Below are 20,393 nucleotides of genomic sequence, written 5' to 3'. Positions count from 1 at the left end.
GATTATGAAAACGTGGCGCGGCTTCTGGGGTATTGATCAAGGTTTGATGGCTGTGCATACTTGCCTCACTCGTTTTGCAATTAGCCACCCTGCCCGGTGGCTTTTTTGTGTCTGAATCTCAGGCGACCTTCACGGACTGCTTGAACACTTCCAGGCTGACGATCACCTCGTCGGCTTCCTTGATCAGTTCCGACTTCTCACGCGAGCAAACGCGGCCGTCGGCCTGGGCGTCGTAGGCGAGACGAGTCACGTCAGCCAGGTCGACGTGCAGGCGCATCAGCGCGGAGTTGAGGTCGGTAGGTGCAGGCTTCTCTTTCGGAACCAGGTCAAACCCGAAGTGCTCTGCCCAAGCCTTCAGCGGGCGGAAGTCTTCGGTGTATTTCATGATCCGGTGCAGCTCCTGCACGTTCATCTTGTGGCTGTCGTAGTCCGGGTTGGCTTTCTGCGACAACAAAGTGCGCGAGGGGAAGCTCGCGCCTTCGGCGATCCGGCTTGCACCGTGGGTGTCCACCACGTCGTAGATGGCCTTCATCAATTCCTGCATGTCACACCTCGATAATTGTTACGTGGCGTTACGCCACCGGCGACGCGATCATTTGCTTACCGACCGATCAAGGACGTATCCATGACCGACTCTTCCGAACTGCGAGGCGAGATAACTGCCATCTGCTGCTTTGTGGGTGCCCTGGCATCCACCCTGCCCCTGTCTTCTCAGATGAGGCTCTGGCCTGCGTTCGAGCTGAAGGCCAGTCAGTTGCGTGATCAGTTGAGTCAAGAGGCTCTGCGCGGCTTCGAGCAGGCGAAGATCTCGCTCAGCTCGAAGCCCAGCTAGGCAGCGGACTTCTGTGGCGGGAGCTGGCAGGGAAATGGGCGAATCTCTTCCGCCGTTAGCTTCCCGTCTTCATGCTCGATCACCAGGATTTCCCGTGATGCCTTGAGGGCCTTCGAAATGGCCGGAGCACTGACGCCAAGACCTTTGGCGACCGCTGATTGACCAATCCGCTCGACCAGCTCTGGCAATGGCGTCTTTTTCATTTCTTTGCCTCAACAGACGATGTATGTCCGAGATATTAACCGGCGGTTAGCATTTGAGCAATACCGGCGGTTAGCGCAAATAACTTAACCAACGGTTAAATTTCACGGATGACGAAAAAGAAAGAGCTGTCCCCCGAACTCAAGGCTGAATGCGACGCCGCCAAGGCGCTTTTCGTGTCTAAGAAGAACGCCCTCGGCCTGACCCAAGCCAGCTTGGCCGAAGCGGCCGACATCTCGGCTGCGGCGGTTGCTATGTACCTGAACGGTACGAATCCTCTGAACGCGAAGTTCGCCTCAGTGCTTTCGCGCGTGCTCGGGGTGCCGGTTGAGAAATTCAGCAAGCGCCTAGCGAAAGAAATAAGCGGTTTGACCGCCGCAGCCGAGCAGCCAGCCGCTACTAACGAGCCAAGCTCTGCCGCAGAACTGGTTCGACAAATGCTGGCCAAGCAAGGGAAGAATCTTCCGGAGGAAACCCGCCAAGCACTTCTTGCAGTCGCTGAGGGTGATGAGCCAGAAGGCACCAGTGAAGTGCTGGTGAACGACGCCTACAAGCCTGGCATCGGCAAGGTCGGCGACGAAGTGTGGATCGCGCACTATGACGTGCGAGGCGCGCTGGGCGGCGGTGAGGTAGCTCACGACTTCCCGGAAATGCTTCAGGATGTGCGCGTCAGCCCTTCCCAGCTCAGATCGATGGGCGTTGAGTTCAAAGAGCATTACCACCTGAAGGTCATCACCGGCTGGGGTCAGTCGATGACGCCGACGATCAAGCATGGCGACCCGTGCCTGGTGGACATCAGCATCAAGGAATTCATCGGCGACGGCATTTACTACTTCTCGTACCAGGGCTTTCAGTACATCAAGCGGCTGCAGATGAAGGGAAAGGACAAATTCAAAATGATTTCCGACAACCGGAAGCACAAGGCTGAGGACATCTTCATCGACGAGACGTACATCCAGGCACGCGTACTGTTCGTCTGGAACGGGAATCTGGTCTGATCGTCTGCACGTAAAAGACGCCAAGTGGCCGAGTAGGTGCTGGATCGGTGGGCTATGCGAATGGCCTGAGTGAGGGGTGCACCGGCAGGGTACGTAATAGGTAAGCTAGACTTCGATGTTATGCATAAGTTACAAAAACGCACTCGTAATCAAGGAAGCAATATGAGCGATGACGATTTAACATTTGATGACGTACCGGTATTGGCAGATATAGACTCTATTATAGGCCGCCCTAATTATAACGCTTCTTTATATTTCAAGCCGAAGCACAAAGAGCGATCTTTCGGTAGAATCGTTGCACCCTACCACCTGAAAGGCGCACAAATTAAGTGCGGCATCGCAGATTGTGGAACCAAACATCTTCACGGGTACCTGATAACAACCAGCGACAACCTAGAAACAAACATAGGCAAAGACTGCGGAACGCTGCATTTCAAAGCAGACTTTGCAGCCGAAATGAAGCGTCACGATACGCTCTATAATAGAAGACTAAAAGTCAATCGAATACTTGAGTTGAAGAAAGACGCACCATTAATCCTCGCTGAAATGATCGGACTTAAAAGCGAGTTCGATTTCTTGAAGTCACTCAGATTCAAGCTGCGCGGAGCCTTGTCTTCTGCGGAGAGCGCTAGGTTGGCACATAAGATCAAAACCCGAGACCCTGGGGTCTATCGCTACGAGACAAGGACCAAGGAGGAGCGCGAGATTTATTTCGAGACTAATCCAGCCGCTAGAAAGACAGGTTCAGTGCCGCCTAAGGAAATAAAAATAGGCCAGATAGAGGGATTTTCTTTTCTTGCGTCAACCTATAAAGATGAAGATGTCTTTGGTTACATATCAACATTAGAATCGGTAGTGACCTCTAGCGTAGAGGAGATCTATTTATGGCGCGCTGGAGAAATCAACAAACACCACTCATGGATAGGTAATGCATCTAAAGGAATTGAAAATATTAAGAATCTTGTGATTAGCGGAAAGGAACTATTCAATCCTGATAACATAATGCAGCTTTCGTACTTCGACATATCTGCCAAAAGCTTGGAGCACGCGCTTGTGGATATCAAGATGGCAATCCCTAAATCATAGAATAACTTATGATATCATGATTGCAGATCATCATCGCAGATGTGCTATCTGCTCGCTGGTGGGAAGCGCCGCCCAAATCGGGGTTAAGTCATGGGGAAGCGGTTCATAAGTCCCGAATAGATAGAAGCCTTGGTCGCCACCAAGATTCTTCCAGGTGGCAATCATAAACCCCTCGCAAGGGTTATGAATAAGACACTCTTGATAGTCTTCTGGTTTTTCCGCCGCCGTGCGCTTGAAATTGAGCTTGTGTTGAAAACCACGCATAGATAACCACCAGGAATGTTAAACCTATTATTCATTCCAGACAAGAATACATAAATTCCCAGCCCAGCGCCGGGCTTTTCGTACCCGTCTACTGCAGTGTCTGGTTGGTCGGCTTTCTGGCTCGGCTTGTCCTCGCCGGATTGACCAGGGAAGCGTCGAGACTTCCTTCCTCGCCCTCTTTCGCAGCAACCAATGATACCCCCGTTACCGCGATTGCCAGACCAGGCAATCCGGCACCGGCCTGCCCCGTGGGCGAGACCGTGGTGCCGGAAGCATTGAAGTGAACAGTGAGGCCCCAGTGGCCAGCGTGGATATTTTGGTCCCGCAATAGGGCAATGATGAGGTCGCGCACTGGAAAGGTCCTATCCTTTGTCGCCATCTTTCTACCTCCTTTGAATGATGCTCCAAGCGTAGGCAATTTGGGCCGCAGGCGCTTCGGAAAGCGCCGGGCTTTTCGCATCCACTCTCCTCTTCTAACACTTATGCTCGTCAGAAAGGCGCCGGCTCCGCCGCCTCGAATGGGTCCACTACTTCAGTCTGCGTCTCATCGCCCTCCATAGGCTCCCATCTCAGTGTCACTGACTCGTCCTCGTTGAAGGACATGTCGATTCCATCTACTTCAGACAGCACGCCGATCACCTCCCCCCACTCCCTATCCCGGTCCGTATCCAACCGATGGATCGTCACCCAGCGCTGAAGCTGCGCTATCGGGTGATTGATCATGTTCGAGACCCTTAGGCTCAACCTCTCAATCCCCGTCAGCTCAACTCGCTGCTGTTCTTTTTCTTGCTGCATTGCGCCCATGTACACCTCCTTGAATGCTGTACATCCATACAGTTGTATAAAAAGCATACCCCACCCGCAAGAAAAATAAATTAACCGCCGGTATTGACGACGAAGAAACCGGCGGTTAATTTAATCCCATCGCAGCGACACGCCGCTCCGAACCGCTCTTTAACAACCAGCGCCATGAACGACTACCCGGCCAATCCGGTTAGGTCACTCCCGGCACCATCGGTGGGAGGTCAGTAAACCGAAGGGAACAAACCGCTGCGCTTGTGAGGCGACCGGCGCCAGATGAAAGCCATTGAGGGGCTGATTCTGGCGAGGTGATGACCGAACTGTGCGAATGACCCTGACGGGCGCAGTGAGTGACAAGACCGAGAGATTCACTGAAGCACCTGGGCGACCGGGTGCTTTGGGAATATCAGGAGAAGCGAGATGAATGCGTCGGATTTTCAAGCAAGCGAAGAGGTAGTAAACGAGGCTGCGGCCTCATGCGCCAGACTGTTGGAGAAGTGGTTCGGCGGCGTCGACGAGGCGATCGCTGCCCTCGAAGCTGATCCTGCTGACTTGGCTGATCTTGTGATGCGCAGCCACATCAAACAGCGCCACGCCATGACAGTTAAAACGCACATGAACATTCAGGCTTTCAGCCGTGAGGTTTTAGGACAGGTCGCATGACGATTTCACTGGCTGGCCTTCGAGGTTGAGGGCCAGACGGGAAGTCAATTGGAGGATAGAAGACTGAGATTTCGCGAACTGGCCCAGCTAGGAAACGCTGGGCCAGAAGGGTGAGTTAGAGCAATACAGTGGCAAGCATTCCCAAGGCCCCCAAGACGCAGCCAATGAGCGCCCCCCGCCCGGGCGCTTCATGGAAGAGCGACCAGACCACTACAGGCTCGATGAGTAACAGAGACGTGACTGACACCACGGTGACGATCCATATATCACCCACCACGACGTATCCAAGCCAGTAGGCTGCCAAGAGAAACAACCCAGCGAAACACATCAGTACCAACGGCATGACGAATGTTTCCCAGGAAGCGCTTCCTGATTGGGCAAGTTTCGCTACCACTACCTCACTGTAGATTGCACAGAACTCACCGGCCACCATTAACCCTAGAGCAGAAACTCCGAGTAGTTCTTTGGACATATCAAAAACTCCTTTGTATTTAAAGCAACGTTTTTGCGCTGCCAGCTGCTGATCCCGCTGACTCGGACGTCGCGGCACGGATACAAAGGAGCCTTGAATAAGCCTGAATTACCGAAGTTCTTCGCCATGTTTATGCCCTTAATAGGTTGTGAGTCTTGGCTTCAAACCGAGACACCGTTTTGATCATAAGGTCCCCTAAGCGTCTCGCACAATCAGCGGCAACGTCAGCCTAACGAAAATTGCCCGATAACCTGGTACTGCCCAGCACTAGGCCGCATCGGAGAGTGAGCGAAGCGTGCCCGAGCGGGCTGCAGCGCTAGGATCGCAAAGCCCCGTGAATGTCCTGGGCCGGTATGAGCAAGACGGCCAATACCAAAAACGCGGCGGGAAGCAAGCAGGCGTAGCGACCTGGTGTTTCGATCACTCTCCGATGCGGAAGAGCACTCACCGCGAAAGCGGCCCCCTGCTCCGGCTGCCAGAGGATATTCCCGCAGCCGACACCCAAAACGGAGGATTTGCAGCCATGCACCAGTAAGCGATTCACCTGCGTGGCGCCGTAAGCCTGAAGGCGGCGCCCAACACCTGGACAGGCAGCGGAAAGCAGGGGCGTCAATGTCACCGCGCATTGGCCGGAAGGTAGGCCCACCCCTCGAAGAACATCGGAACAGTGCCCGCACATGCGGAACCCCCTCCCTATATCGACCGCATCGACAGGTGCCCGCGTGCTTCACGGCACGGGTTGGTCACCTGCGCGGGCATCTGATCAATGCGGTCCACCTGTTCGCCACGGAGGCGACCATGAACTCATTCGCAAGAGCACAAGCGCGCTGGGACAACATGCAGCCAGATGACGACTCGGGGCATGAAGAAGCGGCGCGAGTTTGGATTGAAAACACGGCTGAGAACCTGATGCGCGGCTGCGACCTGGTGATTCGCCGTCGGTTTTCTTCGCCGATCGTGGTCGAGTATTCAGCCTACCTGAACGCGGTTCAGCTGCATCTCAATCAGCGTCAGATCGACGGAGAGGACAACGAAGACTTCTTCGCGCAGTTGGTCATCGCCGCCATCACCGGCGGGCCAGTGAAGACGTTTGGCGAGGCTCTGCTTGGCGAAGGCGAAACGTCGATGGGCAAGCTGTTCGATATCGCCGTTGCGCTGGTCGAGCCGCACGCCGAGGCAGGCCTTCAGGCTGAAGCAGAGGATGCGGAACTATGAGCCCTCACATCCTGATCGACGTAGCCCTTGAGGGTCTGGCCGATGACGACTGCCCTCCTGGAAACGAGGTACTGGTCCAGCAGATCATCACCAGAATGCTGACCGACTGCCTCATTACCATCCCCGAATTCCACCACTACTGTGAGCGCCTGGTGAAGATTCTCCAGCAGCGCGGGAGGCTTGCAGCATGAGTACGTCCATCGTTCTATCCCTGGTCGACGAACAGATTGCAGAGTTGCCGGATCACATGGCTGTGCCCGCTGATCGCGTGCTGATGGTGTTCAAAGGCCGCACGATGTGGGAAGCCATGCAGGCCGCTGAGCGCGCTCACATCTCTAACCCCGAAGCGTGGAGCCGTCGCGCTTGCCTGTGCGGCGAGTGGACGCTGGCTTATGAGGTGAGAGCGTGAGTTTCTACGAAGACAACGTCGCCGACGGCTCGCACTGCATGAATTGTTGCGAATTCATCGGCGATGACGTGGCCTACCCGCGCACTTGCCGAAACTGCGACGGTGAAGGCAGCGAGCCGAATGAGCCAGGGCATAAAAAGCGCGTCAAGGCTGAGGCAATGGCTCAGTTTGACGGCTGGCTCTCACGTACAGGCATTGCTCACAAGAAGCACAACAACGGCTTCCACGTCGTTCTTATGCTTCCGGATGGCCGATACATCGACGTCTGGCCCAGTACGAAGAAATGGCAACTGCGCGGCGACCGTATCAGCCGAAACGGAAAGGCTCTGCATGAGCTGGTGTTGAAGCAACTGAGGCCGTGGTCATGACTCGCTACCAGCATGCCAAGCGCATCGCATTCTGGCGCGGCAGTTTCTTCACCCTTCTCTTCTGCAGCGTCTGGATGCTCGCAAGCGCCTACGCACCGCATTAATCCCACCCCATTCAATCGCAGCGCCCCGGTAACGGCATGGCGCAAGGAGCTACCGTGTCCGCACACAACCCCGCGCCAGTGGCGCACGAGCAACAGCTTCACATCATTCCACACGCAGCGACCAGCACCAGTGCCCTCGTGCTGGATGGCGACAGCCTGGACAAGATGATGCGCTTGGCAGATGTCATGGCCACCGGCCGCGCAACATTGCCGAAGCACTTCAACGGCAACTCCGCCGACTGCCTGGCTGTGATCATGCAATCGATGCAGTGGAAAATGAACCCCTTCGCGGTGGCGCAAAAAACGCACCTGGTGAACGGCGTCCTCGGCTACGAGGCCCAGCTCGTGAACGCCGTAATCACCACCTGCGCGCCGGTCGTGGATCGTCTGCACTATGAGTGGTTTGGCGAGTGGGAAAGGGTGATCGGCAAGTTCACGATCAAGACTGGCGACAAAGGCGAGTACCGCGTCCCAGGATGGAAGATGCAGGACGAAGAAGGCTTGGGCGTGAAGGTCTGGGCCACCTTCCGCGGTGAAGACGAACCGCGCGTGTTGGAGCTACTGCTGGCTCAGGCACGAACTCGAAACAGCACGCTCTGGGCAGACGACCCACGCCAGCAACTAGCGTACCTCGCGACTAAGCGCTGGTCTCGCCTCTATTGCCCTGATGTGATCCTCGGCGTTTACAGCCCTGACGAGCTGGAGGAAAGCGCCCCGCGCGTTCGCGACGTTTCCCCGACTCGTGAACCAGAGACGGCGGGCATGCCTCCCTACCCTGACGACAAGCTCAGCGAGAACCTGCCCAAGTGGCAGAAGTCCGTCGACGCTGGAAAGTCCTCTCCCGAGCACCTGATCGCAACTATCAGCAGTAAATACACCCTGAGCGAGCAGCAGATCGAGCAGATCAAAAACCTCGCGCCCATCGAAGGAGAATCCGCATGAAGATCCATAACGTCGCCCAGGGGACTCCCGAGTGGCATGCGCTGCGCGCCAACTATCACACTGCATCCGAAGCGCCCGCCATGATGGGTGACTCAAAGCAGATGAAGCGCACCGAACTGCTGCACGCCAAGAAGACCGGGCTTGATCGGGACATTTCGTGGTGGGTTCAGAAATACCTGTTCGATAAGGGCCACGATTCAGAAGCGCGCGCTCGGCCGATCCTTGAAGCGCGTATCGGCGAAGACCTCTTCCCAGTTGTCGGCACCGAAGGCGACCTGCTCGCGTCCCTGGACGGCTGCACCATGCTTGGCGAAATTCTGTTCGAGCACAAAATGTGGAATGAACAGCTCGCCGCTGACGTGCGCGCCGGCGATCTGGACGCCCATTATTACTGGCAGCTGGAACAGCAACTGCTTGTGTCCGGCGCGGAGAAAGTGATTTTCGTCTGCTCCGATGGCACCGAGGAGAACTTCGTGTCGATGGAGTACTTCCCCGTGCCCGGCCGCGCCGAAAAGCTTGTTGCAGGCTGGAAGCAGTTTGAAGCTGACTTGGAGACCTACGAACCTGTCGAGGCCATTCCAGAGGCAGTAGGCACCGCGCCAGAAACCCTGCCCGCTTTGCGCATCGAAGTCACCGGCATGGTGACTGCCAGCAACCTTGAACAGTTCAAGGCGCGGTCATTGGCCGTAATTGGCGCCATTAACACCGACTTGCAGACCGATCAGCACTTCGCCGACGCGGACAAAACGGTGAAATGGTGCGGCGAAGTCGAATCGAAGCTGGCAGCTGCGAAACAGCACGCCCTCAGCCAAACCGAGTCGATCGATCTGCTGTTCCGCACAATCGACCAAATCAGCGAACAAACCCGGACGAAGCGACTGGAGCTCGAAAAGCTGGTCAAGGCTCGCAAGGTTGCGATCCGCGACGAGATCGTCACAAAAGCGCAAGCGGCTCTGAGGTCGCATATCGATCAGATCAACGCATCGCTCGGCGGCCGCGTGCTGCTGCCTCAAGTCTCATCTGACTTCGCCGGCGCCATCAAAGGCAAGAAGTCGATAGCCAGCCTGCGTGATGCTGCGGAAAGTGAACTTGCCCGCGCGAAGATCGATGCCAGCCAAAAAGCCGACGCGATTCGCCTCAACCTCGCCAGCTTGGCTGAACTGGCTGTCGACCATAACTTCCTGTTCAACGATATCCAGCAATTGGTGATGAAGGCCAACGATGACCTGGTGACGTTGATCAAGGTCCGCATCGACGAGCACAAGAAAGCCGAGGAAGACCGGCTGGAGAAACAGCGCCAGCAGATCCGCGAGGAAGAAGCCAAGAAGCTTGCCGATGCCGAGTCCGCAAAGCTTGCTGAGCAAAACAAGGCCGCTGAGGAAGCAGCATCGGCCCTATCGGCTTCAACACCAATGTCAAAACCCCAATCTGCGGCGCGGGTATCGACGGTAGCGCCATCTGCCAAGGTACCGCCGAAGCCAATGAAGCTCGAAGCTCAGGTGACCGATCTCGAGGCGCTGGTAAAGGCTGTCTACGAAGGCCGTGCACCCATTTCGGTGCTCACCGTCCACTGGGGCGCACTCGACGACCTCGTTCACATCCACGGTGAAGCGTTCAGCATGGACGGGGTTGTCCTGCAGCAGGTGGCGGCATGATCAGCTTGAACCTTAGCAGTGTGAAAGAAAAACAGATCGAATCAGAGCGCCTAGCAAATGCGATGAACGATTTCTGGAAGCGTCCTGGTGGGTCATTTCAACTCCTCGAGTCGTTTCAGTCGAAGCCAAGGCCCGCGCGAAGGAATTGGATTGACCCTGAAACGGTGCTCAAGCGCAAACCGCCGCGGATCTCGGCAGCAGAGCGCAAGCGGCTCCGGCAAATGACGGAGTCGATATGAGCAAACGCAAATCCTGCAACCGCAAAGCCCAAATTGAGCGCAGTCTTCGCGCTCTGCTGGGCACCAACCATGCCGCCGTGATCAGCATCGACCCAAGCGGGCTGCAGATCATGATCAACTGGAAAAACGGAAAGCAGATCACGTCGCGGCAGGTCGCCGACGCCCTCTGCGATATCTCGCACCGCTGGACAATGCACATCGCTGGGATCTGCATTCAAAGCGACGGCGCCCAGTACATCAAGATGACAGTCTTCACGCCCGACGGCATTCATCGAGTGGAAAAGCTGTCGGACGTCGTCGAGCACTTCTACGAAGAAGTGAAGGCCGAGTGCAACCCGAACCACCTGGTCGGAATGGGGTGGCTTGCAGTGCCTGGCACGGTCGAGGTGAGCGAAAAGCAAGTCGCTGCCCTGCTCTCTTCAATTGGTGCTTGGAACCAGGTCAAGGCTGCAGCATGAAGCGCCTATTCAAATCCCCGCAACAACGAAAACGCGATCCTCAACACCACCTCCCACCCAGCGGGCTGCAGCCCATCTCGGAGAAAGCACCATGCCCACACCAACGGATACCACCGAGTTCTTCGAAGAACTGAATGGTGGCGCCTTCGCCAGCCAGATCGGCCACGCCCTTTCCGAAGTCGCCGCGGGCGTCGTCGATCACGGCAAGGCTGGGAAGCTGGTCATCACTCTGGACTTCAGCCAGATCGGTGAATCCCACCAGGTAAAGATCAAGCACAAGCTCGACTACAAGGTGCCGACCAAACGCGGCACCCGTAGCGAGAACACCAGCCTCGACACGCCAATGCATGTCGGCACCGGCGGCAAAATCTCGCTGTTCCAGGAGAAGCACGACCAGTTGTTCACGCGCGACGAAGCCCCGATAAAACCGCGCGACTGATCTACCCGCTGCACTCCCTCCCCTCACGAAGAGACCTGACGAATGTCACTGACCAAAGAAGCGATTCAACTCATCACCGACACCGCGCTGGAAGCCACCGGCAAGGCGCTGCCAACTTTCACGCCTACCGCGATTCTGCCGGAAGGTGCGAAGGTTCTTGATCTGGAGAAATATCAGGAGGGGCGTAGCCGCTTCCGCGGCACCTACTCTACTCACGCTCTGGCTGATTTCAGCGATTACGTGGCGGACCGCGCCGAAGCTGGCGCACGTGGCTTCATCAATCAGGACGAGATGAGCTGTGTTCTGTTGTTCAACCTCGGCACCACCGAAGAGCCAGGCCACGCCGACGACCGTGCGGTACTGAAGCTCAAGGCAACCGCCGGTTATGCCGCTGCGCAGGCGATTTCTGACAGTCGACTGAGCCAGAAAGACCTCAGCGACTGGATCGAAGACTGGCACCAGTATCTGACGCCGGTGGACGACGAAGGCAACAAAATCCCGGTCGCCAAGGCCATCGCTGCGGTTCGCACGATCACGGTGAAGGCCACCAGCGAGTCAGAAACCACCGTTGGCGACACCAGCGCCAGCCGCAGCGCCATGGATCAGATCGAGGCGCGCAGCAAAGAAACCCTTCCTGCCGCCCTGCAGTTCCACGTCGTTCCGTTCGAAGGTCTGACCGAGCAGCAGATCACTCTGCGCATTTCTGTGATCACCAGCGGCTCTGTGCCGGTTCTGAAGCTGCGCTGGGTGGGCGAGGAGGTGCAGCGCGAAGCGATCGCGCAAGAGTTCAAAGCAGTGCTGGAAAACGCTATCGGAGAAGCCGCCAAACTGTCGCTGGGCAGTTTTGCTGCCTAAGTGTTACCCATACGTGACATCGGGCATCTGATGTCACGTATAGCTGCCATCAACCTATTCGCCGCCGAGCGTTCGGTGTCTGGAGATAAACCATGGAAAAGCTTCAAGTCCTTACTGAGCGTGGCTGGGAGCTGGTCGTTGGCTACGTTGGTCAGCACATCGAGACGACCCCCAATAGAGTCGATGCCCTACCAAGAAAACATCCCGATATAGCTCATCGAATCCTCGAAGAATTCCAAAAGGATTTTCCGAATCGCGAATTTCGCTTGGCCTGATCACACCATCGCATCCACCGCCACCTCAATCTCACTTATGGCCATCGGCACATGCTGAGCGTCGTATTGCCGGTACTGCAACAACTCATCGGCTGCGGCTTCGGACAGTTCGTCCAAGTCCAGCCCACGCTTTCTTGCGACGCTTAGCACCGCTTTCAGTGCCAACACCAGCGATGCAGCTCTTTCCTCCCTCATGACTCTTTCTCCCCCGTGAAGACTTGAGCGTAGGCCAGTTGGAGACGATCACGTCACTTTCTTTCGCCATGGTCCAGAGCATCTGCGGCAGCTTCGATTTCTCCGATAGCCGCAACAACCGCGGGTGATATGTTTTTGGGTACCAGCGTCAGTGATTCAATTGCCTTCTCACAAAGCTCATAAACGTCCACGTCCAGGCCGCGCGCTGCATTCAGAATAGCTTCTAACGCGATCGACACCGCCAACTCCCGCGTCTCGCTCATCACCTTGCCCCTCCTGAGAAAAGTCGGGTTAAACGAAGTCAATATAAGACTGCTCAATCTTCGGGCGATTGCTGACGCTTGAGGTCGTAAGCCAAGCGCTGAATAGTCGTAGCGGCAAGGGTTGTCCGCTGGTCGTACCCGTAGGTATCGCCGAGCCAATCGACCGCGCCTTCGCATAGCGCGTCGACGTGAATCCCTTGGGTATACGCCGCCTGAAGAATCGCTTTAATCGCAAGCTGCATTGCAACCTCCCTGTCTTCGCTCATGACCCTCTCCCTTCCTGTGGAGAGGTAAGCGTAGGCCATATTCTCCATAGCACGGAATCGGATCAAGACATACGACTGAACCTGGGCGATTGCCTAAACGTGAGGCGCGGCACGACCGCATTGCGTTGTGTCATGCCTTGTTCAAATCCAATAATATCGGCTTTGCTCCGAAAGCCATAGGCTTCACATAAAAGTGCTTCACCTCGAGAGAAATCGAATTTTTGACATCGTAGTTTTTCAATAATGAATATTTTTCAACCATTGACTTCAAAGCCTCGCCATCCGGAGTTACACAGTACAAGAACAACAGATGAAGTTCTGCCGAACTTAGCACAGCCCGTACAATTCTAGCGTACCGCTGGCGGATCTGTGTCTCAGGCGATGGCCCCGTTAACTCGATTATGAAGGGACGGCGCCTGAGTTCTACACGGCCATAGCTATCAACGTAATCTAAGAGCTCCAGTAGCGTTCCAAAGTAATGCGCCATCCTCTCTCCATTCGCGACCATAAACTCTTTCGCTACGACGGCGACCGCTGATGTCTCATCTAACGATTCGGCCGAAAGAAATCTGGATCTAACATCATAGTGATCAGCCACTAGGCTGAAAAAGGCCAACCCAGCCGCCCCATTAGTTTTCCGCCTCATGCTCTCCATATTTTTTGAATGCAACTCTAGCAAGCCAAAGAAGACAGACTCAAAACTTTGCCGTTCATAAACTTTAGTCTGAACATTCTGTGCGTTCAACGACTTAGTCGCCTCTTCACGCGCGGACTTGAGCTCAGTAGTCTGAGATCTGAGACTAAGGCTTACAGCGATTAAGGCAAGAAAGCTGAGAAACGGATTGAGTATGCCGCCAAAAAAATCTCCAATTTGCCCCCAGTATTGAGCGCTCTCAGGATTTTTTATCTCTAGCCAAGGTAAGTTCCCGCCATATTGAAAATGCCAAAACACTGCGACTAACAGTAAAACAAGAAGCGCACCCGCTCCGCCCAGCAACATAGACGAAGTGGTGTCTTCACCGAGTTTCCTTAATAGCTTTTTTATCATCATGCATATTCCGTCAGAAAGCGGACCGGCTCGGCTCTTAGCTTCGCGGGTCAGAAGTGCATGACCAATACCCGAATTTTCTTATCAACGCCACTGGCGAGGATCAGCCATGCCTTCAGACAAACCACGCATCGTCTGCCAGTTCAGTTGCGGCGCTGCCTCAGCAGTCGCAACCAAGCTGGCTATCGCCCAGTACGGCGCCACGCACGAGGTGGTGATCGTAAATGCCTACCTCGCAAATGAGCATCCGGACAATCGCCGCTTTGCGGATGAATGCGAGGCATGGTTTGGCCAGCCGATCACGGTGCTCCGCAACGAAAAATATGGCGCGGACATCATCCAGGTGTTTAACCGTGAGCGGTACATCAAGAACCGCTATGGCGCTTGCTGCACGAAATTGCTCAAGCGACGAGTACTTGATCAGTGGAAACAGCCAGGTGACGTGATGGTGTTCGGATTCACTGCGGAGGAGCGAGGACGGTTCGAAGAGTTCTGCGAACGGAACCCGGACCGACCAGCGATCGCCCCACTGATCGAGCGCGGGCTGGGCAAAGAGGACTGCAAAGCAATGGTCGAGCGCGCCGGGATCGACATCCCGGTCATGTATCGGATGGGCTATGACAACGCCAACTGCATCGGATGCGTGAAAGGCGGTGAAGGATACTTTCGTGCCATCCGCGAGGACTTCCCCGAGCAGTTCGAGGCGCTGTGCAAGGTTCAAGACACGCTTGGCTCTGGCGCTTTCTTGCACCGGCACCGCGATACAAATGTGCGGTTCTCGCTGCGCGACCTTGGCGACGGTCCAGTACGGCGCAACGAGAAAATCCCTGCCTGTTCTTTTTTTTGTGAACTGGCAGAGGCCGACATTATTGCCAGCGCGTAACACACCCCCACTTCCAACCCATCACGCCACTGGCGAGGATCCCGCATGTCTCCCTATAAAATGTCCGGGACGACGGTCGTCAGCTTCTCCGGCGGCCGGACCAGCGCCTTCATGCTGCGCCAAGTGCTGGACAACAACGCCGATCTGAGCGACCTGATCGTAACTTTCGCCAACACCGGCAAGGAACACCCAGCCACTCTGGATTTCGTTCAGGAATGCTCAGTCCGCTGGGGCGTGCCGATTGTCTGGCTTGAGTTCCGGGACGACGAGCGAGGTTTCGCCATCGTCGACTACGAGACAGCCTGCCGCGACGGCGAGCCATTCGAGGCGCTGATCCGGAAGCGCAGCTACCTGCCGAACCCGGTCACTCGCTTCTGCACCATCGACCTGAAGATCAGGGTCATCCACAAATATCTGCGCATGGTTGGCTGTTCGACTGAAGAGACGCCGGTTGACATGATGACAGGCATACGCGCCGACGAGCCCCGTCGAGTCGCAAAGATCCGGCATCGAAAGACGACGAGCGAGAGTAAGCACGCCACGATGGTGATGCCATTGGCGGACGCCGGCGTTGGCGTCCAGGACGTGACTGAGTTCTGGAAGGCTGAGCCGTTTGACCTGATGCTGCCGACCATCAACGGCCGAACGCTGGAAGGAAACTGCGACCTTTGCTTCCTAAAGGGTGCGAACCAGATCTATTCGATCATCGCCAGCGACCGTGGCGAGCCGGTACGCAAAGCTGAATGGTGGGCACGAATGGAACGCACAGCAGTAGCCAGCAGCGGCATCACCGGAAACGGCGCCCTCTTCCGCTTCGACCGGCCGAGCTATCAGCAGATGCTCGACTACTCGGACACACAATTCGACATGTTCGCCGACCACGACGAAGCCATTGCGTGCTTCTGCGGTGATTGAGCCAGGCTTCACCCCTGCACCCACACCCCGTCCCAAACGACATTGGATGTAGTGATGAGTGGAGACTCCACCCCGTCTCGGCGTTGCTCTTCGAGCCATTGTTGGCTAGCAGCAGTATCAAGCCACCTGCCGCGCTCCAGCTGACCAATCACTGTTCCGCTAATACGGTAGCGACCACAGTCGGTGCAATCCACAGCGACGTAATCGCCAACGCTATCGCCCTCTTCCGCCGCCTGATTACAAACGTGGCATTCCATAACCTACTCCATGATTTTTCGGATAACCGGAAAGGATCTTACATGTCCGCTCATCACAAGAAACACCCCTTCGATTTCAAAACTCAGTACGGCCTTGGCTTCGATCCGCAAGACGATGAGATCGTCGTGGACTTCTTCTGCGGCGGTGGCGGCGCCGGTACCGGGCTGGAAATGGGCCTCCGGCGTAAGGTCAGCGTGGCGAAGAACCACAGCGCCAAAGCGATCAGCATGCACACCATCAACCACCCGGGGGCGAAGCACTTCACCACCGACGTGTTCGAGGGTGATCCGGATACTGAGTGCGGCGGCAAAGCAGTCGGCTGGTTTCACATGTCACCGGACTGCACGCACCACAGCCAGGCGGCCGGCGGGCAACCGCGCAAGCGCGAGATCCGTAACCTCTCGTGGATCGGTCTGAAGTGGGCAGGCAAGAAGAAGCCTCGAGTCATCAGCCTGGAAAACGTGAAGCAGATCCTGCAATGGGGCCGACTTATTGCGAAGCGCGACAAGGCTACCGGTCGCGTCATCAAGCTGGGCGGCGCGATCGCCGCACCTGGTGAGGTCGTGCCTGTAGACCAGCAGTTCCTGATTCCAGATCCGAAGCAGCGCGGGCGCACCTGGCGCCGATTCGTCGCCCTGCTTGAAGGCATGGGTTACGTTGTCGAATGGAAAGTGATTAAAGCCTGTGACTTCGGCGCGCCGACCAGCCGGGAACGCCTGTTCATGATTGCCCGCTGCGACGGGCAGCCGATCGTATGGCCGGAGCCAACCCACGCCAAGAACCCCGCCAAAGGCCAGAAGAAGTGGAAAACAGCTGCTGAATGCATCGACTTCACCGACCTGGGCAAAAGCATCTTTGGCCGCAAGAAGGACTTGGCCCCGGCCACCCTGCGCCGCGTTGCCAAAGGCATGAAGAAGTTCGTCATCGACAGCGCGGCGCCATTCATTGTTCCGATCGCCAACTGGTCCGGCGAGGCAGTGCAGTCAGCCGAAGAGCCGCTGCGCACGATCACCTCCTACCCAAAGGGCGGCGCCTTCTCGGTGGTCAGCCCGATCATTGCCCCGGCCACACATCAGGGCAGCGACCGGATCAACAACCCACTCGAACCGCTGCCGACAGTGACCTGCGCGAACCGCGGCGAGCTGACTCTGATCAGCCCGTTGATGGTTGGGGCCGGCGGCCCTGAGTACTCAGGCAAGCCGGTGGGCATAGAGCAGCCGGTGGGAACGCTGATGACGCAGAACCACCGCGCGCTGGCTTCCGCCTGCATCGTCCAGGCTGGGCACGGCGAGGGCTCTGGCGCAAACAAACGCCGATCCCATGGGGTGAACGACATCTGCGGCCCGATCGGCACCGTCACTGCAAGCGGCGGCGGTCAGTCCGTCAGCGCCGCGGTGATGGTTCAGGCCAATGGCGGATTCAACACCACGCACGCCAAGGGCATGCACGAACCCATGACCACGGTAACCAACACCGGCAGCCAGCAGCAGCTGGCCGTGGCGAACCTTGTGCACCTGCGTGGAAACTGCGATGCACGCGACGTTAATGACCCGCTGCACACCGTCAGCGCCGGCGGTCAGCACCACGGGTTGGTCAGCGCATTCATGGAGCGGGCATTCGGCGGCAGCGTGGGCCAAAGCCTGGAAGAGCCGGCGCCTACAATCACCGCCGGTGGCGGCGGCAAGAGCTCGCTGGTGTCGCTCACCCTGTCGCCAGAGCATGAAGCGGGAGCCCTGCGGGTTGCCGCCTTCCTGATCAGCTATTACGGAACAGAGAACATCAGCGCTTGCGGTGCGCCAGCGCCGACGATTACCACCAAAGACCGCCTTGCAATGGTCACCGTGATGGTCAAGGGCACGCCCTACGTGATCGTCGACATCTGCCTACGGATGCTTAAACCGGCTGAGCTATACCGGGCGCAGGGTTTCCCGCCGGACTACATCATCACGCACGGCGCCGATGGCAAACCGTTCACCAAGACTGAGCAGGTCCATATGTGCGGCAACAGCGTCAGCCCGCCGCCGATGGCCGCCCTCGCCCGCGCCAACGATCCATGGCGCGCGGCTCAATGCCAGGCCGTCGCTGCCTGACCAACCTCACAGTAACCTCCAGAGGTTACATCTCGAAAAGTAACCTGTATGGGTTACAGGAATATCGCCATGCCCGTATACGTCGATAACGAAGAGATCCCCTACCGGCGCATGAAGATATGTCACATGCTCGCCGACACCGAGGAAGAGTTGAATGCCATGGCCGATAAAATCGGCGTGGCCCGCCGGTGGCACCAGTTCCCCGGCACGGTAAAAAGTCACTACGACATCTGCCTGACCAAGCGCGCCCACGCTGTCCGGTTGGGCGCCAAGGAAATCGACCGGCACGAACTGGTCGCGCTTATCAAATCTCGCCGCGAGGCAATCATCCAAGCAGCCAACGCCGCCGACCAGTGCGAAGTGGGCACGTATCCGTTGGAGGAGTTATGAGTAAACGATGCCAACAACCACAGGCACATCCAGCTCGGTGCGGCTGTGAGCAAATGCAACAGCGGCTTCTGCCTCCCGCCATCGTCCTACCCCACCCTCCGCGCCACTGGGGCTTCCTTCAGCCTGAACGCGAAGTCCCCGGCTACACGCTTGAGCAGATGAAGGAATACGGCGCCTTGTGCGCTGCTGAAGCCTTGCGCCAGAACAAGTAACCCCGCCGCCCGTTCGGCCCCACCCTATCCCTATCCCTATTGCCTGCTGCGTATGCGGCGAGGAGATCACGTGTCCGCAATAAAAGAACGCCCGATACTTTTCTCGGCGCCGATGGTGCGCGCCATCCTGGAAGGACGAAAGACAGTCACACGGCGGGTGGTGAAGGTTCAGCCACGATCAAAGGCCGGCATCGGCAGCTATGGCCTGGGCCAACCGTTCATCCGTAACGCTGACGTGACGAAGCCAAATCCCGAATGCCCATACGGTAGACCAGGCGACCGGCTGTGGGTGCGCGAGGCATGGGCGGCCGATGCACAACTCAACGCAGTGCCGCCCCACGAGCTAAGTCGAGGCGAACCGATTCTCTATCCAGCCGATGGCGTCACACGCACGTCGGGTTGCTCAATGATCTCTGCCGGCCGGGTCCGCCCTAGCATCCATATGCCTCGCTGGGTGAGCCGCATCCTGCTAGAGATCACCGACGTTCGCGTTGAGCGGCTGCATGACATCACTGGCGATCAGGCAGAAGCGGAAGGTGTCGATGCCGCGATGTGTCAGCAGTTTCTGGAGAGCGCCCCCAGCCGATACGAATGCAAAGAGGCTGTCATTCACGGCTTCTCTGGACTGTGGGCATCTATCAATGGTGCTGAAGCATGGAACGCCAACCCTTGGGTCTGGGTCGTCGAGTTTAAGCGGCTGACACCATGAACCGAAGCTCAGCGCTTATCTTTCCGCTTCATATCAACCAGAAGCGGTTTTGACCTGCTCTGGAACACCGGATCTTTTCTGATATACCGGAGCCAGGACCCAAATGCGTCCTGTTGACGACGATGCGCGATTTGCCACTGCGCACCGCCAAAGAAAATTTCGTTGATCGACATCAGCTCTTCTGTGGCCTGGTTGAGCTCTTTCAGCAGGTCCTCACTGTTTTCCGAGTGCATATCTATGGCAAGCATAATTTGGCTCGTAACAAAGGGTTAACTGTGACCCCGATGTCGACGCTTCATTGCAATACGCCATAAAGACCTGACCGGCGGTAGCCATTTGCCGCTACAAAGCCTTCCCTTCCCATTTCTCAAAATGTCCGCCGGTGTACGGCGGGCGAGGAATTCCTGTGTCCGAGCCAACCTTAGTAAATACGCCCGAGGTGTCGGGTGCGGCACTCTTGATTTTGACTAAGCACGCCAGCGGCTTGAACGTGCCATATCCGCATTGGATCGGCGGCAATGGTGTTGACCAAGGGCCCTCCTACTGCCGCCCTTGTGCCGATGCAAAGGTTGCAGCGGGTGAAGCCGAGTACGTTGATGGCGGATGGCAACAAGAAAACGATGGTTGCTGCCACTGCGAAACCTGCGGTTGCCTACTCGAATACACCCTGACCGAATACGGCGCGGCAGAAGAGATTGATCATTATCTGACGACGGAACTGTCAGCCCCGGTCTCGACAGAAGAGGCATTCCACATCGCCAAAATGCTCGAACACGACGAAACCAATGCTGACGCAATCACAATAGCGATCAAGGCGGCGGAGTTGATCAAGTCAGCAGCAACACTGCAACCACTCAACCCCGCATAGACCCCGGACGGAGGTAGCCA

The 20,393-nt window shown here is 56.8% G+C and carries 33 protein-coding genes; 22 read left to right on the top strand and 11 right to left on the bottom strand.

The features are described 5' to 3' along the window. Window positions 1–118 precede the first annotated feature (118 nt). Window positions 119–544: a phage regulatory CII family protein gene (locus BMY73_RS06910; RefSeq protein ID WP_092405993.1), complete on the bottom strand. Its 426-nt coding sequence runs from the start codon at window positions 542–544 to the stop codon at window positions 119–121. Window positions 545–625: 81 nt separating this feature from the next. Here BMY73_RS06910 and BMY73_RS06905 point away from each other — a divergent pair, with 81 nt between their 5' ends. After that, window positions 626–832 carry a hypothetical protein gene (locus BMY73_RS06905; RefSeq protein WP_092405991.1) on the top strand — a complete coding sequence of 69 codons (207 nt, stop codon included), beginning with the start codon at window positions 626–628 and terminating at the stop codon, window positions 830–832. On the opposite strand, the gene BMY73_RS06900 is transcribed toward BMY73_RS06905, so the two are convergent. Beyond that, the gene (locus BMY73_RS06900) at window positions 829–1,035 is read right to left on the bottom strand and encodes a Cro/CI family transcriptional regulator (RefSeq protein WP_092405989.1); all 207 of its coding nucleotides are present in this window, start codon (window positions 1,033–1,035) and stop codon (window positions 829–831) included. The genes BMY73_RS06905 and BMY73_RS06900 overlap by 4 nt on opposite strands. 108 nt (window positions 1,036–1,143) lie before the next feature. Between BMY73_RS06900 and BMY73_RS06895 the strand changes: the two genes are divergently transcribed. Both BMY73_RS06895 and BMY73_RS06890 read left to right on the top strand, forming a co-directional pair. Then, complete coding sequence (locus BMY73_RS06895) at window positions 1,144–2,031, top strand: S24 family peptidase (protein ID WP_092405987.1); 888 nt, start codon at window positions 1,144–1,146, stop codon at window positions 2,029–2,031. Between the two features lie 162 nt (window positions 2,032–2,193). Next, entirely contained in the window at window positions 2,194–3,117 is a 924-nt protein-coding gene (locus tag BMY73_RS06890) for a hypothetical protein (protein ID WP_092405985.1), read from the top strand. Between the two features lie 30 nt (window positions 3,118–3,147). Here the strand turns inward: BMY73_RS06890 and BMY73_RS06885 are convergent, their stop codons facing one another. From BMY73_RS06885 to BMY73_RS06875, 3 genes are all read right to left on the bottom strand, one after another. After that, a complete protein-coding gene (locus BMY73_RS06885; RefSeq protein WP_092405983.1) occupies window positions 3,148–3,381 on the bottom strand; it encodes a hypothetical protein in 234 nt (77 codons plus the stop codon). Window positions 3,382–3,469: 88 nt separating this feature from the next. Then, complete coding sequence (locus tag BMY73_RS06880) at window positions 3,470–3,733, bottom strand: hypothetical protein (RefSeq protein WP_139214133.1); 264 nt, start codon at window positions 3,731–3,733, stop codon at window positions 3,470–3,472. Window positions 3,734–3,870: 137 nt separating this feature from the next. Further along, the gene (locus BMY73_RS06875; RefSeq protein WP_092405979.1) at window positions 3,871–4,185 is read right to left on the bottom strand and encodes a DUF1654 domain-containing protein; all 315 of its coding nucleotides are present in this window, start codon (window positions 4,183–4,185) and stop codon (window positions 3,871–3,873) included. 417 nt (window positions 4,186–4,602) lie between these two features. Between BMY73_RS06875 and BMY73_RS06870 the strand changes: the two genes are divergently transcribed. Then, window positions 4,603–4,845 (top strand): hypothetical protein, encoded by a 243-nt coding sequence (locus tag BMY73_RS06870; RefSeq protein ID WP_092405977.1) that lies wholly within the window; start codon window positions 4,603–4,605, stop codon window positions 4,843–4,845. Between the two features lie 115 nt (window positions 4,846–4,960). Here the strand turns inward: BMY73_RS06870 and BMY73_RS06865 are convergent, their stop codons facing one another. Continuing rightward, window positions 4,961–5,317 carry a hypothetical protein gene (locus tag BMY73_RS06865; protein WP_092405975.1) on the bottom strand — a complete coding sequence of 119 codons (357 nt, stop codon included), beginning with the start codon at window positions 5,315–5,317 and terminating at the stop codon, window positions 4,961–4,963. A 798-nt stretch (window positions 5,318–6,115) separates the two neighbouring features. Here BMY73_RS06865 and BMY73_RS06860 point away from each other — a divergent pair. From BMY73_RS06860 to BMY73_RS06810, 11 genes are all read left to right on the top strand, one after another. Continuing rightward, window positions 6,116–6,532, top strand: a complete 417-nt coding sequence (locus tag BMY73_RS06860; protein WP_092405973.1) for a hypothetical protein — start codon at window positions 6,116–6,118, stop codon at window positions 6,530–6,532. Next, complete coding sequence (locus BMY73_RS06855) at window positions 6,529–6,723, top strand: hypothetical protein (RefSeq protein ID WP_092405971.1); 195 nt, start codon at window positions 6,529–6,531, stop codon at window positions 6,721–6,723. The genes BMY73_RS06860 and BMY73_RS06855 overlap by 4 nt, the downstream gene beginning before the upstream one ends. Continuing rightward, window positions 6,720–6,941, top strand: coding sequence for a hypothetical protein (locus BMY73_RS06850; protein WP_092405969.1), 222 nt, complete (start codon window positions 6,720–6,722; stop codon window positions 6,939–6,941). The genes BMY73_RS06855 and BMY73_RS06850 overlap by 4 nt, the downstream gene beginning before the upstream one ends. Continuing rightward, window positions 6,938–7,309 (top strand): hypothetical protein, encoded by a 372-nt coding sequence (locus BMY73_RS28525; RefSeq protein WP_256571023.1) that lies wholly within the window; start codon window positions 6,938–6,940, stop codon window positions 7,307–7,309. The genes BMY73_RS06850 and BMY73_RS28525 overlap by 4 nt, the downstream gene beginning before the upstream one ends. 158 nt (window positions 7,310–7,467) lie before the next feature. Continuing rightward, entirely contained in the window at window positions 7,468–8,355 is an 888-nt protein-coding gene (gene recT / locus BMY73_RS06840) for a recombinase RecT (RefSeq protein ID WP_092405967.1), read from the top strand. Beyond that, on the top strand, window positions 8,352–10,010 hold the full coding sequence (locus BMY73_RS06835) for a YqaJ viral recombinase family protein (protein ID WP_092405965.1): 1,659 nt from the start codon (window positions 8,352–8,354) through the stop codon (window positions 10,008–10,010). Before recT ends, BMY73_RS06835 begins: the two co-directional genes overlap by 4 nt. Beyond that, window positions 10,007–10,249: a hypothetical protein gene (locus tag BMY73_RS06830; protein WP_092405963.1), complete on the top strand. Its 243-nt coding sequence runs from the start codon at window positions 10,007–10,009 to the stop codon at window positions 10,247–10,249. Before BMY73_RS06835 ends, BMY73_RS06830 begins: the two co-directional genes overlap by 4 nt. Beyond that, window positions 10,246–10,707, top strand: coding sequence for a hypothetical protein (locus BMY73_RS06825; protein ID WP_092405961.1), 462 nt, complete (start codon window positions 10,246–10,248; stop codon window positions 10,705–10,707). Before BMY73_RS06830 ends, BMY73_RS06825 begins: the two co-directional genes overlap by 4 nt. Before the next feature lie 91 nt (window positions 10,708–10,798). Then, window positions 10,799–11,146 carry a hypothetical protein gene (locus BMY73_RS06820; protein WP_062382012.1) on the top strand — a complete coding sequence of 116 codons (348 nt, stop codon included), beginning with the start codon at window positions 10,799–10,801 and terminating at the stop codon, window positions 11,144–11,146. Between the two features lie 42 nt (window positions 11,147–11,188). Beyond that, a complete protein-coding gene (locus BMY73_RS06815; RefSeq protein WP_092405959.1) occupies window positions 11,189–12,001 on the top strand; it encodes a DUF2303 family protein in 813 nt (270 codons plus the stop codon). Window positions 12,002–12,093: 92 nt separating this feature from the next. After that, the gene (locus BMY73_RS06810) at window positions 12,094–12,276 is read left to right on the top strand and encodes a hypothetical protein (protein WP_092405957.1); all 183 of its coding nucleotides are present in this window, start codon (window positions 12,094–12,096) and stop codon (window positions 12,274–12,276) included. Here BMY73_RS06810 and BMY73_RS06805 read toward each other — a convergent pair whose 3' ends face one another. The 4 genes from BMY73_RS06805 to BMY73_RS06790 all read right to left on the bottom strand — a co-directional run bounded on the left by BMY73_RS06805 (window position 12,277) and on the right by BMY73_RS06790 (window position 14,051). Beyond that, window positions 12,277–12,471 carry a hypothetical protein gene (locus BMY73_RS06805; RefSeq protein ID WP_092405955.1) on the bottom strand — a complete coding sequence of 65 codons (195 nt, stop codon included), beginning with the start codon at window positions 12,469–12,471 and terminating at the stop codon, window positions 12,277–12,279. It lies immediately after the preceding gene. A gap of 53 nt (window positions 12,472–12,524) precedes the next feature. Further along, a complete protein-coding gene (locus BMY73_RS06800; protein WP_092405953.1) occupies window positions 12,525–12,734 on the bottom strand; it encodes a hypothetical protein in 210 nt (69 codons plus the stop codon). A 53-nt stretch (window positions 12,735–12,787) separates the two neighbouring features. Continuing rightward, window positions 12,788–13,000 carry a hypothetical protein gene (locus BMY73_RS06795; RefSeq protein ID WP_139214131.1) on the bottom strand — a complete coding sequence of 71 codons (213 nt, stop codon included), beginning with the start codon at window positions 12,998–13,000 and terminating at the stop codon, window positions 12,788–12,790. Window positions 13,001–13,130: 130 nt separating this feature from the next. Continuing rightward, entirely contained in the window at window positions 13,131–14,051 is a 921-nt protein-coding gene (locus BMY73_RS06790) for a putative phage abortive infection protein (protein WP_092405949.1), read from the bottom strand. Between the two features lie 106 nt (window positions 14,052–14,157). Between BMY73_RS06790 and BMY73_RS06785 the strand changes: the two genes are divergently transcribed. The 6 genes from BMY73_RS06785 to BMY73_RS06760 all read left to right on the top strand — a co-directional run bounded on the left by BMY73_RS06785 (window position 14,158) and on the right by BMY73_RS06760 (window position 19,505). Beyond that, window positions 14,158–14,931, top strand: a complete 774-nt coding sequence (locus BMY73_RS06785) for a hypothetical protein (protein ID WP_092405947.1) — start codon at window positions 14,158–14,160, stop codon at window positions 14,929–14,931. Window positions 14,932–14,976: 45 nt separating this feature from the next. Further along, complete coding sequence (locus tag BMY73_RS06780) at window positions 14,977–15,846, top strand: phosphoadenosine phosphosulfate reductase domain-containing protein (protein WP_092405945.1); 870 nt, start codon at window positions 14,977–14,979, stop codon at window positions 15,844–15,846. A gap of 299 nt (window positions 15,847–16,145) precedes the next feature. Next, window positions 16,146–18,194: a DNA cytosine methyltransferase gene (locus BMY73_RS06770; RefSeq protein WP_092405941.1), complete on the top strand. Its 2,049-nt coding sequence runs from the start codon at window positions 16,146–16,148 to the stop codon at window positions 18,192–18,194. A 69-nt stretch (window positions 18,195–18,263) separates the two neighbouring features. After that, the gene (locus tag BMY73_RS06765; protein ID WP_092405939.1) at window positions 18,264–18,584 is read left to right on the top strand and encodes a DUF4031 domain-containing protein; all 321 of its coding nucleotides are present in this window, start codon (window positions 18,264–18,266) and stop codon (window positions 18,582–18,584) included. 53 nt (window positions 18,585–18,637) lie between these two features. Further along, entirely contained in the window at window positions 18,638–18,796 is a 159-nt protein-coding gene (locus BMY73_RS28270) for a hypothetical protein (RefSeq protein ID WP_175500142.1), read from the top strand. Between the two features lie 70 nt (window positions 18,797–18,866). Continuing rightward, the gene (locus BMY73_RS06760) at window positions 18,867–19,505 is read left to right on the top strand and encodes a hypothetical protein (protein WP_092405937.1); all 639 of its coding nucleotides are present in this window, start codon (window positions 18,867–18,869) and stop codon (window positions 19,503–19,505) included. Between the two features lie 8 nt (window positions 19,506–19,513). On the opposite strand, the gene BMY73_RS06755 is transcribed toward BMY73_RS06760, so the two are convergent. Beyond that, window positions 19,514–19,753: a hypothetical protein gene (locus BMY73_RS06755; protein ID WP_092405935.1), complete on the bottom strand. Its 240-nt coding sequence runs from the start codon at window positions 19,751–19,753 to the stop codon at window positions 19,514–19,516. Between the two features lie 158 nt (window positions 19,754–19,911). Between BMY73_RS06755 and BMY73_RS06750 the strand changes: the two genes are divergently transcribed. After that, on the top strand, window positions 19,912–20,373 hold the full coding sequence (locus tag BMY73_RS06750; protein WP_139214129.1) for a hypothetical protein: 462 nt from the start codon (window positions 19,912–19,914) through the stop codon (window positions 20,371–20,373). Window positions 20,374–20,393 lie beyond the last annotated feature (20 nt).

Origin of the sequence: Pseudomonas sp. NFACC02 (assembly GCF_900110765.1) — a bacterium.
Lineage (GTDB): Bacteria > Pseudomonadota > Gammaproteobacteria > Pseudomonadales > Pseudomonadaceae > Aquipseudomonas.
This window is presented reverse-complemented; position numbering and strand designations above follow the sequence as displayed.